Origin of the sequence: Photorhabdus asymbiotica (assembly GCF_003634575.1) — a bacterium.
GTDB lineage: Bacteria > Pseudomonadota > Gammaproteobacteria > Enterobacterales > Enterobacteriaceae > Photorhabdus > Photorhabdus asymbiotica.
On record NZ_RBLJ01000006.1, the window covers coordinates 1 to 15,721 of the forward strand.

The 15,721-nt window shown below is 46.1% G+C and carries 5 protein-coding genes, 2 tRNA genes, 3 rRNA genes and 1 pseudogene; 7 read left to right on the forward strand and 4 right to left on the reverse strand.

What is annotated here, in order from left to right:
• The 6 genes and pseudogenes from BDD30_RS21925 to rrf form a co-directional block, all read left to right on the forward strand.
• Nucleotides 1-1,283: pseudogene (locus BDD30_RS21925) on the forward strand (AAA family ATPase); the annotation flags it as partial.
• Between the two features lie 440 nt (nucleotides 1,284-1,723).
• Nucleotides 1,724-3,268 (forward strand): 16S ribosomal RNA (locus tag BDD30_RS21930).
• Between the two features lie 69 nt (nucleotides 3,269-3,337).
• A tRNA-Ile gene (locus tag BDD30_RS21935) sits at nucleotides 3,338-3,414 on the forward strand.
• A 129-nt stretch (nucleotides 3,415-3,543) separates the two neighbouring features.
• A tRNA-Ala gene (locus BDD30_RS21940) sits at nucleotides 3,544-3,619 on the forward strand.
• A 161-nt stretch (nucleotides 3,620-3,780) separates the two neighbouring features.
• A 23S ribosomal RNA gene (locus BDD30_RS21945) occupies nucleotides 3,781-6,802 on the forward strand.
• Between the two features lie 135 nt (nucleotides 6,803-6,937).
• Nucleotides 6,938-7,053 (forward strand): 5S ribosomal RNA (gene rrf, locus BDD30_RS21950).
• Together the 16S, 23S and 5S rRNA genes with 2 tRNA genes alongside form the textbook arrangement of a ribosomal RNA operon.
• A 1,015-nt stretch (nucleotides 7,054-8,068) precedes the next feature.
• On the opposite strand, the gene pssA is transcribed toward rrf, so the two are convergent.
• The 3 genes from pssA to BDD30_RS21965 all read right to left on the reverse strand — a co-directional run bounded on the left by pssA (nucleotide 8,069) and on the right by BDD30_RS21965 (nucleotide 12,972).
• Entirely contained in the window at nucleotides 8,069-9,424 is a 1,356-nt protein-coding gene (gene pssA / locus BDD30_RS21955; RefSeq protein ID WP_041382262.1) for a CDP-diacylglycerol--serine O-phosphatidyltransferase, read from the reverse strand.
• Between the two features lie 163 nt (nucleotides 9,425-9,587).
• Nucleotides 9,588-12,230, reverse strand: a complete 2,643-nt coding sequence (locus BDD30_RS21960; protein ID WP_015835309.1) for a bifunctional acetate--CoA ligase family protein/GNAT family N-acetyltransferase — start codon at nucleotides 12,228-12,230, stop codon at nucleotides 9,588-9,590.
• A gap of 67 nt (nucleotides 12,231-12,297) precedes the next feature.
• Nucleotides 12,298-12,972, reverse strand: a complete 675-nt coding sequence (locus BDD30_RS21965) for a tRNA-uridine aminocarboxypropyltransferase (RefSeq protein WP_015835308.1) — start codon at nucleotides 12,970-12,972, stop codon at nucleotides 12,298-12,300.
• A 138-nt stretch (nucleotides 12,973-13,110) separates the two neighbouring features.
• On the opposite strand from BDD30_RS21965, the gene BDD30_RS21970 reads away from it, so the two are divergent.
• Entirely contained in the window at nucleotides 13,111-14,127 is a 1,017-nt protein-coding gene (locus tag BDD30_RS21970) for a tRNA/rRNA methyltransferase (RefSeq protein ID WP_015835307.1), read from the forward strand.
• A 45-nt stretch (nucleotides 14,128-14,172) separates the two neighbouring features.
• Here the strand turns inward: BDD30_RS21970 and emrB are convergent, their stop codons facing one another.
• Nucleotides 14,173-15,714, reverse strand: a complete 1,542-nt coding sequence (emrB, locus tag BDD30_RS21975; RefSeq protein WP_015835306.1) for a multidrug efflux MFS transporter permease subunit EmrB — start codon at nucleotides 15,712-15,714, stop codon at nucleotides 14,173-14,175.
• Between the last annotated feature and the right edge of the window lie 7 nt (nucleotides 15,715-15,721).

Consider the following 15,721-nt stretch of genomic DNA (forward strand, 5'->3'; position numbering starts at 1 on the left):
GTCTGATGATGCCAGTAAAAAACGGCTTGAAATGCTTAATGAAGAGCTGATCGTAAAAGGAACGTGAATATTCTGAACTGGAAGAAGAATGGAAAGCTGAGAAAGCTGAGCTTACTGGTACTCAGCATATAAAAGCAGAACTGGAAAATGCCCGTATCAGCTTAAGAACAGGCCCGCCGTAGTGGTGACTTGGCGGAAGATGTCTGAAATTCAGTACGGAAAAATACCTGGATTGGAAAAAACAGCTTGCCACAGCCACACAAGCTGAAGGTAAGAATATGAAACTGCTTCGTAACAAAGTTACCGATACGGAAATTGCAGAAATTCTTGCTCGTTGGACAGGTATTCCTGTTGCCAGAATGCTTGAGAGTGAAAAAGATAAATTGTTGCGCATGGAGCAAGAGCTGCATAAACGTGTTATTGGTCAGAATGAAGCGGTCGATGCAGTATCTAATGCGATCCGTCGTAGCCGTGCTGGATTAGCTGATCCAAACCGTCCGATTGGTTCATTCCTGTTCCTTGGTCCAACTGGTGTTGGTAAAACTGAGTTGTGCAAGGCGTTAGCGAATTTCCTGTTTGACAGTGATGATGCAATGGTGCGTATCGACATGTCTGAATTTATGGAAAAACATGCTGTATCACGGTTGGTAGGAGCACCTCCAGGGTATGTTGGTTATGAAGAAGGTGGTTATCTAACAGAAGCTGTTCGTCGTCGACCTTACTCTGTTATTTTGCTGGATGAAGTAGAAAAAGCGCACCCGGATGTGTTCAATATCTTATTGCAGGTGTTGGATGATGGTCGATTGACTGATGGGCAAGGTCGTACTGTCGATTTCCGTAACACGGTTGTAATCATGACGTCTAATCTCGGGTCAGACATGATCCAGGAACGCTTTGGTGGTCTGAATTATGGTGAAATGAAAGATATGGTGATGGGAATTGTTAGCCATCATTTTAGACCTGAATTTATTAACCGTATTGATGAAGTTGTTGTGTTCCACCCATTAGGGCGTCGGCATTTATCAGCGATTGCAGATATCCAGTTGCAACGTTTATACAAACGTCTGGAAGAACGTGGTTATCAAGTTGCGATTACTCAGCAAGCATTGGAAATGTTGGCAGAAGCTGGGTTCGATCCTGTCTATGGTGCACGGCCATTGAAGCGAGCCATCCAGCAGGAAATCGAAAACCCATTAGCTCAAAAAATACTTTCCGGCCAACTATTGCCAGGCAAGCCAGTGACTCTGGATGTAGAAAATAGCCAGATCGTAGCAAAGCAATAATTTTATATTTAACGAGAGATAGTAGAAGGGGTAGGAAACTGCCTCTTTTTTTATCATTTTGCGTATTAAATCGCAATTTAGCATTGTTTTTGCTTAATTGATGTTCGGATAGATTCTTTTTGTAATTAAACGCTTGCCAGCGTCAAAGAATTCCCTATAATGCGCCACCACTGACCGACACAACACTGATAAAGATTATGTCGTCAGGCAGAGAAAAAGCTAATAAGCGCTTGACTCTGCGGGCGAACAGCGTAGTATGCGCAGCCCGGCTGACCGAGAATATCACTTTTTATGTCAGCCTGCTCTTTAACAATTAATCAGACAATCTGTGTGGGCACTCACAAGACGGTATCACAAAAAAATATGTTTTAAGTCTTGAAGAGTGAACAACAGTTAATTCATTACGAACTAACAGGACGATTCTTTGAGCATCAAACTTTAAATTGAAGAGTTTGATCATGGCTCAGATTGAACGCTGGCGGCAGGCCTAACACATGCAAGTCGAGCGGTAACAGGAAAGTGCTTGCACTTTTGCTGACGAGCGGCGGACGGGTGAGTAATGTCTGGGGATCTGCCCGAGGGCGGGGGATAACCACTGGAAACGGTGGCTAATACCGCATGATGTCGCGAGACCAAAGTGGGGGACCTGAAAGGGCCTCACGCCCTCGGATGAACCCAGATGGGATTAGCTAGTAGGTAGGGTAATGGCCTACCTAGGCGACGATCCCTAGCTGGTCTGAGAGGATGACCAGCCACACTGGGACTGAGACACGGCCCAGACTCCTACGGGAGGCAGCAGTGGGGAATATTGCACAATGGGCGCAAGCCTGATGCAGCCATGCCGCGTGTATGAAGCAGGCCTTCGGGTTGTAAAGTACTTTCAGCGGGGAGGAAGGGTTTGGCCTGAAGAGGGTTAAATTTTGACGTTACCCGCAGAAGAAGCACCGGCTAACTCCGTGCCAGCAGCCGCGGTAATACGGAGGGTGCAAGCGTTAATCGGAATGACTGGGCGTAAAGCGCACGCAGGCGGTCAATTAAGTTAGATGTGAAATCCCCGGGCTCAACCTGGGAATGGCATCTAAGACTGGTTGGCTAGAGTCTCGTAGAGGGGGGTAGAATTCCATGTGTAGCGGTGAAATGCGTAGAGATGTGGAGGAATACCGGTGGCGAAGGCGGCCCCCTGGACGAAGACTGACGCTCAGGTGCGAAAGCGTGGGGAGCAAACAGGATTAGATACCCTGGTAGTCCACGCTGTAAACGATGTCGATTTGGAGGTTGTGGCCTAGAGCTGTGGCTTCCGGAGCTAACGCGTTAAATCGACCGCCTGGGGAGTACGGCCGCAAGGTTAAAACTCAAATGAATTGACGGGGGCCCGCACAAGCGGTGGAGCATGTGGTTTAATTCGATGCAACGCGAAGAACCTTACCTACTCTTGACATCCAGAGAAGACCTCAGAGATGAGGTTGTGCCTTCGGGAGCTCTGAGACAGGTGCTGCATGGCTGTCGTCAGCTCGTGTTGTGAAATGTTGGGTTAAGTCCCGCAACGAGCGCAACCCTTATCCTTTGTTGCCAGCACGTTGAGGTGGGAACTCAAAGGAGACTGCCGGTGATAAACCGGAGGAAGGTGGGGATGACGTCAAGTCATCATGGCCCTGACGAGTAGGGCTACACACGTGCTACAATGGCGGATACAAAGTGAAGCGACCTCGCGAGAGCAAGCGGAACACACAAAGTCTGTCGTAGTCCGGATTGGAGTCTGCAACTCGACTCCATGAAGTCGGAATCGCTAGTAATCGTAGATCAGCATGCTACGGTGAATACGTTCCCGGGCCTTGTACACACCGCCCGTCACACCATGGGAGTGGGTGGCAAAAGAAGTCGGTAGCCTAACCGCGAGGGGGGCGCTGACCACTTTGTGATTCATGACTGGGGTGAAGTCGTAACAAGGTAACCGTAGGGGAACCTGCGGTTGGATCACCTCCTTACCTGAGATGCGTTGAGTGCAGTGCTCACACAGATTGTCTGATGAAAGAAGAGAATGACGTTATCGCGATAGGCTTGTAGCTCAGGTGGTTAGAGCGCACCCCTGATAAGGGTGAGGTCGGTGGTTCAAGTCCACTCAGGCCTACCAACTCTACTTATCCTAGGGTCTTCCAAACGCTGCGTGACTCATGTGCTCGCGCACACTGCGTTACTCGCGTTGAAATACCCGGCGGCTAAGCGAGTTGGTCAGATAGACGGTAATGGCATTTTTCTGTATGGGGCTATAGCTCAGCTGGGAGAGCGCCTGCCTTGCACGCAGGAGGTCAGCGGTTCGATCCCGCTTAGCTCCACCATATGAAACTAGTTCAGAGTATATTGGTGACAGTATGCTGCGAATTATTTTGCTCTTTAACAATCTGGAACAAGCTGAAAAATTGAAACTGTTGATAATATCACCGAGGTATTATTGACGAGTCTCTCAAGCTGCACAATCCGAGACAGTTTCGGGTTGTGAGGTTAAGCGAATAAGCGTACACGGTGGATGCCTAGGCAGTCAGAGGCGATGAAGGACGTGCTAATCTGCGAAAAGCGTCGGTGAGCTGATATGAAGCGTGATAAGCCGGCGATGTCCGAATGGGGAAACCCAGTGCACTGCGGTGCACTATCATTAACTGAATCCATAGGTTAATGAGGCGAACCGGGGGAACTGAAACATCTCAGTACCCCGAGGAAAAGAAATCAACCGAGATTCCCCCAGTAGCGGCGAGCGAACGGGGAGGAGCCCAGAACCAGCATCAGCCACCGTCTCAGAGGAACGGTCTGGAAAGGCCGGCGATAGCGGGTGATAGCCCCGTACTTGAAGTGGGGGTGGCTGTGAGTTCGACGAGTAAGGCGGGACACGAGAAAGCCTGTCTGAATATGGGGGGACCATCCTCCAAGGCTAAATACTCCTGACTGACCGATAGTGAACCAGTACCGTGAGGGAAAGGCGAAAAGAACCCCGGTGAGGGGAGTGAAAGAGACCCTGAAACCGTGTACGTACAAGCAGTGGGAGCCCCACCACCAAAGCGTTTCGCTTTGTGTGGTGCACAAAATGCGTAACGGCATCACTGATGCGCGGTTGGCGGAGCGGTAGCGACGCCCAACACAACAATCAAGCAGTGGAGCGTTTTGGGGTGGGGTGACTGCGTACCTTTTGTATAATGGGTCAGCGACTTATATTCTGTAGCAAGGTTAACCGGATAGGGGAGCCGCAGGGAAACCGAGTCTTAACTGGGCGAAATGAGTTGCAGGGTATAGACCCGAAACCCGGTGAGCTAGCCATGGGCAGGTTGAAGGTTGGGTAACACTAACTGGAGGACCGAACCGACTAATGTTGAAAAATTAGCGGATGACTTGTGGCTGGGGGTGAAAGGCCAATCAAACCGGGAGATAGCTGGTTCTCCCCGAAAGCTATTTAGGTAGCGCCTCGTGAGTTCATCTTCGGGGGTAGAGCACTGTTTCGGCTAGGGGGCCATCCCGGCTTACCAACCCGATGCAAACTGCGAATACCGAAGAATGGTATCACGGGAGACACACGGCGGGTGCTAACGTCCGTCGTGAAGAGGGAAACAACCCAGACCGCCAGCTAAGGTCCCAAAGTCATGGTTAAGTGGGAAACGATGTGGGAAGGCCCAGACAGCCAGGATGTTGGCTTAGAAGCAGCCATCATTGAAAGAAAGCGTAATAGCTCACTGGTCGAGTCGGCCTGCGCGGAAGATGTAACGGGGCTAAACCATGCACCGAAGCTGCGGCAGCGACACGTAAGTGTCGCTGGGTAGGGGAGCGTTCTGTAAGCCGTGGAAGGTGGCGCCGTGAGGCCTGCTGGAGGTATCAGAAGTGCGAATGCTGACATAAGTAACGATAAAGCGGGTGAAAAACCCGCTCGCCGGAAGACCAAGGGTTCCTGTCCAACGTTAATCGGGGCAGGGTGAGTCGACCCCTAAGGTGAGGCTGAAAAGCGTAGCTGATGGGAAACAGGTTAATATTCCTGTACTGAATGTGACTGCGAAGGGGGGACGGAGAAGGCTAGGCCATCCGGGCGACGGTTGTCCCGGTTTAAGCGGGTAGGTGGGAGGAGCAGGCAAATCCGCTCTTCTGTGAACACTGAGGCGTGATGACGAGCCGCTACGGCGGTGAAGTGGTTGATGCCCGGCTTCCAGGAAAAGCCTCTAAGCATCAGGTCATATTGAATCGTACCCCAAACCGACACAGGTGGTCAGGTAGAGAATACTCAGGCGCTTGAGAGAACTCGGGTGAAGGAACTAGGCAAAATGGTGCCGTAACTTCGGGAGAAGGCACGCTGGCATTAGGTGAAGGAGTTGACCTCTGGAGCTGAAGCCAGTCGCAGAGACCAGCTGGCTGCAACTGTTTATTAAAAACACAGCACTGTGCAAACACGAAAGTGGACGTATACGGTGTGACGCCTGCCCGGTGCTGGAAGGTTAATTGATGGGGTTAGCCGCAAGGCGACGCTCTTGATCGAAGCCCCAGTAAACGGCGGCCGTAACTATAACGGTCCTAAGGTAGCGAAATTCCTTGTCGGGTAAGTTCCGACCTGCACGAATGGCGTAATGATGGCCAGGCTGTCTCCACCCGAGACTCAGTGAAATTGAACTCGCTGTGAAGATGCAGTGTTCCCGCGGCAAGACGGAAAGACCCCGTGAACCTTTACTATAGCTTGACACTGAACATGGAGCCTTGATGTGTAGGATAGGTGGGAGGCTAGGAAGTGTGGACGCCAGTCTGCATGGAGCCGACCTTGAAATACCACCCTTGAATGTTCGATGTTCTCACTTGGGCCCGTGAACCGGGCTGAGGACAGTGTCTGGTGGGTAGTTTGACTGGGGCGGTCTCCTCCCAAAGAGTAACGGAGGAGCACGAAGGTTGGCTAATCACGGTCGGACATCGTGAGGTTAGTGCAAAGGCATAAGCTGGCTTGACTGCGAGAGTGACGGCTCGAGCAGGTACGAAAGTAGGTCTTAGTGATCCGGTGGTTCTGAATGGAAGGGCCATCGCTCAACGGATAAAAGGTACTCCGGGGATAACAGGCTGATACCGCCCAAGAGTTCATATCGACGGCGGTGTTTGGCACCTCGATGTCGGCTCATCACATCCTGGGGCTGAAGTGGGTCCCAAGGGTATGGCTGTTCGCCATTTAAAGTGGTACGCGAGCTGGGTTTAGAACGTCGTGAGACAGTTCGGTCCCTATCTGCCGTGGGCGTAGGAAGATTGAAAGGGGCTGCTCCTAGTACGAGAGGACCGGAGTGGACGCACCGCTGGTGTACGGGTTGTCATGCCAATGGCATAGCCCGGTAGCTAAGTGCGGGAGAGATAACCGCTGAAAGCATCTAAGCGGGAAACTTGCCTTGAGATGAGTCTTCCCTTGACTTGAGTCACGGAAGGAACGTTTAAGACGAAGACGTGGATAGGCTGGGTGTGTAAGTGCAGCGATGCATTGAGCTGACCAGTACTAATGAACCGAGCGGCTTAACCTTACAACGCCGAAGGTGTTTTGGTGTCAGAAGACAGTGGACAGCTGTCAGAAGAGAGATGAATTTCAGCTTGTTCAGAGATTGGTTCCGGTGGTTGCGGCAGAGAGCGTCGCAACGGCGGGAATGAAACAGAATATGCCTGGCGGCGATAGCGCGGTGGTCCCACCTGACCCCATGCCGAACTCAGCAGTGAAACGCCGTAGCGCCGATGGTAGTGTGGGGCTTCCCCATGCGAGAGTAGGACACTGCCAGGCTTGAAATACAGTAGAAACCCTCAGCGAAAGCTGGGGGTTTTTTGCGTTTACGGGGCTCGGGGCGAGGATGAGCAACGATGCCCTGCGATTTACCCGGTCATGTTTATCCGGCCAGAGGGCGAACGAAGGAAAGCCGTGTATAAACTGCCTGGCTTTAAATAACGCACAATGTCTCTCTGTGTTCATCTTGCCTTAAGGGTGGCTACCCATTGTCAAGGTCATCCCTTATGCGACATTGCCCTGGTTAACGGCTCTGAAGTCTGAGCCAGTGATACCGAAGAGTGGAAGGCGGGCACCACGGCTGAAAGCCCGATATTAATAGGGAAATGTCTGATGCGGATGCGGAAGAGGACTTAGTCGTTTCGAATTTTCATTAGATTAGATAAGCACTTTTTTAAGAAACAGGCGGCTTATTTGCCCGTTTATACCCTTCATCTTTCAAGTTGCTGCTTTGTTGGCTGCTTTCACTCACCCCAGTCACATAGTTATCTATGCTCCTGGGGATTCGTTCACTTGCCGCCGCGCTGCAACTCGAAATCTATTGGGTATACCTGCTATCACGATAGCAGGTTGAAAATAATTTAAACCAGTTTCTTAAACTGATGGAAGAAATAAGAATTGGGTAATTCAGTGTTAAAAGTATCAGCTATCTTTGTAAAGAAAAAGCTTATTTTTCTATCCTTATGAAAAAAATAATCATCGGTTATATCGTATATGAAATTTTAAAACAGTATATTACCAGAGAAATATTTGATTAATTAAAGTAGGCTTCTTAAATTAAATAGCATATTTGAGGCATAATAGTTTGATAAACTTTTTTGTTGATAATAGTAGTAAGATTAATTACTACGCTATTTAATCCTAAAAATCTGACTTTGAATTTATGTACTTTTGAATATTACTATTATTTAAATGAAATTAAGATTCATTAAATTAAAACGGGATGATGAAAAATCCCCTGAAGTTATTTGCAACAGGGGATTTATTATAAAGATAATTAGCTTTATCGATTCAATTATAGGATACGACTAATCAGCCTGTCTACTCGGATGCGGCGTAAGCGACGGATAAGTTTACGCACTTTGACTGGGTAAAGTTGGATACTGTCTAACTCCTGATAATTGCTAATAACTGTAGTATGAGTGCGGATACAGTTCAGCTCTTTTGTACGCTGTTCTTGCATTTCTTCATGAGGATCGTGGATAAGAATTGCATTTTCTAAATCTAGTCCCCAGGCACGAGGATTAAGATTATTTCCTGTAATCAATTGCCATTGATTATCCACCCATACACCTTTCAGATGATAGCTATTATCACCATCTTTCCATAACCGTACAGTCAGTTGATCGCTGTCAACATAGCGCTGTAGTCTGCTGATAAAACGGCGTAGATTGATTTCATATAGATATGGTAATGCGCCGATAATTTTAAATGGCTCTTCTGGTGGAATATAAAAATCATTAGCTGTTTTATCGCCAACAATAATTTCCACTTGTTTACCCTGACGAAGAAGATGAATAATTAGCCGAACAATTATTGCCGGCAGGTTAAAATATGGTGTACAAATAATGAGTTTCTGTTCTGTACTGGCGATCAGATGGTTGATGGTTTTATTAAGAAGGTTTTTCTTCCCTAGACCAGCAAGTGGAGTGACAGATAATTCATCGTTCGTTGCTTGGTTATTAATCTGATATGTGGTGTGTCGCAGAGAAAAACGAAGTTGACGGATCAGATTTTTAATTTCAGGGCTACGAGGACGATTTTTACAATCCAGTTTTTGTACAGCTTCTGCGGAGAAAATGTAATTATCAACAAACTGTTTCATTGCTTCTGCAAGTTTTGCATTGTGAAGCAAATGGTAGCGATCATAACGATATTTATTATGTTGGTGGAGATAGACATCATTAATGCTTGCTCCGCTATAAACCACAGTATTGTCAAAGATAAAACCTTTTAAATGTAAAACACCTAGTGCTTCACGGGTATTTATTGGTACACCTAATATTGGGATTTTTACGTCAGGATATGCTTCTGCCATAGAGCAATACCAGTCGGCATTAGTTGCCATTGCAGTAGCACCAATTCGTCCACGTTGTGCCCGATGCCAATCGACAAAAACTTTAATATCTAGTTCGGGGCGTTGTTTTTTAGCTGCATAAAGTGCGTTAAGGATATCTTGCCCTGCGTTATCATTTTCCAGATAAAGGGAGATGATATAAATATGTTTTTCAGCGTTAGCAATTTTTTCCAGCAGGGTGCTGCGGAACACTTCGGGTTGATAAAGTGTTTTAACATCAGCAACTGTCTGAGGTAGCTTAGGCAGTTGTGCAAGGTGTTGTTGATGTTTAGCTTGTTTGAGTTTGGACAACATCACAGTGCGTTTTTTCTCTTATGTTAGATGGCTGAAATACTACTATATAAAGCGATGAATCAAATGATCTGGCGATAATACCATTAGTCTAGCTAATTGTGAGCATGATTTAACGCTCTGCTCTCTAATGATTCAAGTCTGTGCGATTCATCACGTAGTTGATTTAAAGTTCAAGGGTTAAGTTTACAATGCCATCCTCAAATTGAACATCTATAGTAAATCCTAGTTTCTTAGCTAGTTTTATCATAGTACGATTTTCTGGCATGGTAATAGCGTTGAGGCGGCTTATACCATATTCTCGCGTATAATTAATAAGTTTGACCATAAGCTGATGCCCCAGAGTAATCCCTTTTAAATCAGAACGTACCAGTACAGCGAATTCTGCTTCGACATTATCGGGGTCAGCTATGGCACGAGCAACACCGATAATTTCTGGGCTGTTTTTAGGATGATGCACGGCAACAAATGCCATTTCACGGTCGTAATCAATTTGAGTCATGTTTGCCAGATCGTCGTGTGTGAATTCGCTAATTTCACTGAAATAGCGGTAATAGAGATCTTCTTTAGTAACCTGACCAATAAAATCTTTCAGTAATGGTTCATCTTCTGGCAGAATCGGACGCAGAAGGCATTCTGTACCACCTTTCAGTATGATGGTTTCTTCCAATTCGCTTGGATATGGGCGGATAGCCAATCTGGTTCTTGGATCACCTTCTATCGAAGATAATTCCATTGAAACATCCAATAGAGTGAATTCATTGCCAGAGGCTAGTAAAGGATGAATATCTAATCGTATGATTTGTGGGCAATCAAGTAATAGGTTAGACACTTGAACCAAAAGTCGGCTAAGTGCCAACACATCTAAGGATTGAGGAGAACTCCTTAGCTTAATTTTTCTACTTTTAATGGCTTGAATAACCAAATATCGAGCTAATGCCATATTAAGAGGTGGCAATGCAACAGCTGCTTGTGTTTCTTGTAACCATTCAACACCACCTTCTCCCAGCATAATCAGTGGACCAAATACTTCATCTTGTTCTACTGCAATCCGCAATTCTTGCGCTCCGGCACGATTTGCCATGCTTTGAACTAACAGCCCCTGAACTCTTGCTTGTGGAAAATTCTGGTTGACACGTTCGATAATGGCTTGAGCAGAAGCCCTGACCTCATCTGCATTGCGTAAATAGAGCATAACTCCCTGAACTTCTGATTTATGTGGGATATCTGGTGAACGTAATTTTAGGGCGACAGGATAACCAATCTGTTGAGCAATGCTGACTGCCTCATCGCTGTTATGAGCAATCCATGTTGGAAGTGTATTGAGACCATAGGCTTCCAGAATAGGTTGAACTTCATGAGTATCTAGATGAAAATTCCTTTGTTCTAGGGCTTGTTGTATACACTGATGGGCGCGAGCTGTATTGGCGGTGATATTTGCTGGTAATGCTGGTGTTTCTGTTAATTGCTTCTGGTTACGGCGATATTCCACCATATGCATAAAGGCTGTCACAGCACCTTCAGGGGTTCGGTAAGTTGGAATACCGGCTTCACTGAACAGACGGCGGGCTTCTTGTGACGAATATTCACCACACCAGTTGGTAAAAATAGTTAGCCATTTTCCCCGTGGATGTTGTCTGATTGTTTCAATCACTTTAGTGGCTGTCTGAATGCCGGGAGCAATCGCACTAGGAGAGTGAATAAGTAACAGGGCATCATGGTCGTGACTATCCAACAACGGTTTTAGTGCTGCGATATAGCGTTCCACTGTGGAATCATCTCTTAGATCCAGCGGGTTATGTAAGGCGATAGTTTCTGGTAATTGTGTTTTCAATGCTTTTGTTGTTTCTTCTCCTAACATCGCTAATTTACCGTTACGACGAAATAATTCATCCAGAGCCATTGCTGCTGGCGCTGCCCCATTACTGATGATAAACAGGCGTTCTCCTCGTAAAGGTGACATGTAACTTAATGTTTCTACAGCAGAAAACATCTCATGCGTATCTTGTACCCGTAATAATCCTGCTCTCTGAATAGCTGCGTCATACGCAGCGTCCAAATTTTGTTGCTCACCAAGTAATTTCTGTGCCTGCTTAGTACGGCCACTTTTAACCACTAAGATTGGTTTATTGCGAGAAGCGCTTCTGGACGCTGAAAGAAAGCGACGGGCATCATGAATATGTTCTAGATAGAGCAGGATGGCGCTGGTTTTACTGTCACGAGCCAGAAAATCAAGCAGATGGTCAATATCGATGTCTACACTGTCGCCCAGTGCTATAAAGTAGGAAAATCCAACTCCTCGGTGCTGTGCCCAGTCAAGAATAGTATTTGATACTGCTGCGGATTGAGAAATGAAGGCTAATTTCCCTTTGAGTATCGGAACCGGAGAAAAACTGGCGTTTAGCCCTTGCCAAGGGGCTAATAATCCCAAACTGTTTGGCCCAAGTAGTCGGATACTATAGCGTTGGCAACACTGTTTTAGTTCAGCAAATTGGGGCCTTGGTGAAGAAAGAATAATAACTGTTTTACAACCTCGTTTCCCCAATTGCTCCAGACATTGCAAGTTGCGGCTGTGATGAGTGCAGATAACAGCTAAATCGGGTGTAATCGGTAATTTATCTATTGAAGGATAGGCTAAAACGCCTTGAACGGAGCTTTTATTTGGGGTTATCGGCAGTATTGGCCCGGCAAACCCTCCTGCGAGCAGGTTACGCATCATAACTGAACTCGCTCGTTCTGGTTTTTCTGAGGCACCAATTACAGCAATGGATTTAGGGCGTAATAAAGCTTCAAGTCCGCGCTGGCTCATCAGGAGGCTCCTTAATTAGCAATTAGTGTTGACAACTGTAGCGGATTTTGTCAGCAATTGCTGTGATTTACGCTTCTCGATGATGGGGTTTACTTGCCAGATATTGCTGATGGAAGTAACTAAAATGGGTGAGCAGTTGCTGAGAAGCAGTTATGTCTCCAGCTTGTTTCAGAATGATAGCTGCCACTTCCGCAGTACAGTGTTGTTCTTTTCTGGCCGCCATTCGTAATAAATAATTTGTTTTTGTGGCGCTGTTGACTGATAACAATGGAATATTATCTAGATAAGGGCTTTTACGGAAAATTTTCCTGGCTTCCGGCCATGTACCATCTAACATAATAAATAACGGTGGTTTACTATCGGTAGGAATATGCCGATAAACTTTACGTGGTGGTTGAGCATAACTTTCCGGAAATATCAGATAGGGCTGACGAGAAGGATCGTCGATTACGGCCAGCATTTGTGGATCAGGCGTGGTTCTTGACCAAAGAAAAGCGTGCGTATCAGGAAGAATGTCAGCAATCAGTTTACCCGTGTTACTTGGCTTCATTGGCTCGGTATCAAACATGATAAGACAAAAGCGGCTGGTAGCATTTGCCGGTTTAATTGTATCGCACAAGCAGTTTTTCTGTGGCAGCAGGCAGTAAAAACAACGTTCTATACGACAACCGCGGGCACGAAAGGGCCGAGTGGAGCGAGTAAGGCGCTGTTGGCGCAGTTGGAAAACGGAATTATCATTCATAAATTAAGAATCTGGGTCCTTCAGGTACAAAGGTAGGAAAAAATTAAGGGCACATTTTAATGGATTGTGGTTGTCAGAGGTAGCTTACTATGCACACATCAGGTAATCTTCGCGCCCATAAAGTAGTTGGAGAAACGAATGAACGATTCATACAGTGGTAAAAATGGCAAAGTCAAAGTGATGTATGTCCGTAGTGAGGACAAGAATGATAGCCGCAGTAGTAATAAACGTCCGTCAGGCAAAGGACGCGATCAAGGTCAGCGTCGTCGGGACAATGAGCGATCATCCCGTTCTCCGCGTCTTACTGAGCGTGAAAGATCGCCTTGGAAAACAGTTTCACGTCCTGAAAGTGATTCGCTAATGCCAGAGCATAACGGTATTAGCGGGAAAAGTCAGATTGATCCTGAACAGCTCCGTCGCCAGCGAATGGAAGAAACCCGGATTTATGGTGAAAATGCTTGTCAGGCGATGTTTAAAAATCGGTCTGAAGCGATAGTTCGAGCTTGGTTTATTGAGTCAGTGACACCTCGTTTCCGTAATGCTCTGAAATGGATGGCTGCTAACCGCAAAGCTTATCATGTTGTGGATGAAGCTGAACTGACAAAAGTATCAGGTACTGAGCATCATGGTGGTGTTTGTTTCCTGATTAAAAAACGTAGTGGTTTGGATGTAGAAACTTACTTGAAAGATGCTCCGGTAAAAGACTGTGTTTTGGCTCTTGAAGATGTGGGTAATCCTCATAATATTGGTGCTATTATGCGAAGTTGTGCACATTTTGGCGTGCAGGGAGTCGTTTTGCAGGATGTAGCCTTGTTGGAGTCTGGTGCGGCTATCCGTACAGCGGAAGGCGGTGCTGAGCATATTAAAGGCATTGATGCTGACAGCTTGACTACTACACTGAATAAATTTCGCAAAGCCGGTTACACTATTGTGACTACATCTAGCCATAAGGGAAGTACCAATTTAGCTAAAGCTGAGTTGCCCGAAAAAATGGTTTTGGTACTTGGTGAAGAACGTGATGGCCTGAGTGACAGTACTTGGGAATATGGTGATATGAGCCTGTTCGTTGGTGGTACAGGTTTGGTTGAAAGTCTGAATGTTTCTGTTGCAACTGGCATTATGCTGGCTGAATGGTGGCGACAGAATAAAGCCTGATCGTAAAAGCGGGAGCGATAGTGCTCCCGTTTCGTTATTTAAGATTCAGTGAGTTCCACTAATACCTTCTTTACTTCCTTGTGTGAATGGTGGTTTAGCCAGCCAGACAAATATGATCAACATCAGGAATACGCCGGCGGAGAGCCAGAAAATTTCATTTGCTGAAATTATGAGTCCCTGATGGGTAATTTCTTTTGCCAGATAAGCAGAAATTTGCTGGTTATTCATTCCCTGTGCCGATAATTGTTGATAAATCTGTTGAGTATCGAGGCTATAAGGATTGATATGTTCAGCAAAATGAGAGTGATGCATTGATTCGCGCTGAGTCCACATGGTTGTCGTTATTGATGTTCCTATTGAGCCAGCTAGTGTTCGAATAAAATTCGATAGACTGGATGCAGATGCCACTCGCTCTGGAGGTAAACCAGAAAGGGTGATGGTTGTTAGTGGCATAAAAAAGCAGCCAATGGCAAGCCCCTGAATAAACTGAGGCCATGCGGAAGCGGCGAAATCCATGCTGGGTTCGAACGTATATGCACGCCAATAGTAACAAACAGCGTAAACAATAAAGCTGAATGTCACTATGTAACGCATATCTACTTTGTCGCTGAACTTACCGATTAGAGGAGATATTATCAATGGTAGTAACCCTACTGGTGCAGCGGCAAGACCGGCCCATGTTGCAGTATAGCCAAACACTTCTTGTAATAGCTGAGGCAATAAAACGATTGTGCCAAAGTAGAGTAAATAGGCCAAACTTAAACAGAAACTGCCAATAGTAAAATTGCGTTCTTTAAATAGTGACAAGTCAATAATCGGATGGTCATCGGTCAATTCCCACACTATCAGGAATATCAATGTGATTACGGCTATAACTGCCAATACAATAATTTCTGTAGAATTAAACCAGTCTAGGTCTTTTCCCTGATCCAACATGATCTGTAAACAACCCACCCCGATAACTAGCAATAGGAGTCCTATTGTGTCGATAGGTTTGATTTCTGTTTGAGTTTCACGTCCTTTTAGCGTTTGCATAGCAATCAAAATAACCACGATACCAATAGGAACGTTGATAAAGAAAATCCATCCCCAATGATAGTTATCACTGATGTAACCGCCCAGGATAGGACCAAAAATCGGTGCGACAATAATCGTAATTGACCACAATGCCAGCGCCATATTTCCTTTGGCTGGTGGATAATTTTGCAGAAGTAGGCTTTGTGAAAGAGGAATAATAGGACCTGCAACTAATCCTTGAATAACCCGAAAGAAAATTAGCATTCCAAGACTGTTGGAAATACCACATAGCCAGGAAGATATAGCAAATAAGGCTGTTGACCAGATAAATAATTTAACTTCACCGATGCGTTTTGCCAGCCACCCAGTAATTGGGATTGAAATCGCGTTAGCAACACCGAAGGAGGTGATTACCCAAATTCCCTGAGAATTTGATGATCCCAGATTACCTGAGATAGTGGGGATGGCTACGTTAGCGATTGTAGAGTCCAAAACTTGCATAAAAGTTGCCAGGGATAATGCAATAGTCATCCATGCAAGTTTAGCGCCTGTAAGCGGCTGTCTTGTCACTTTAGCC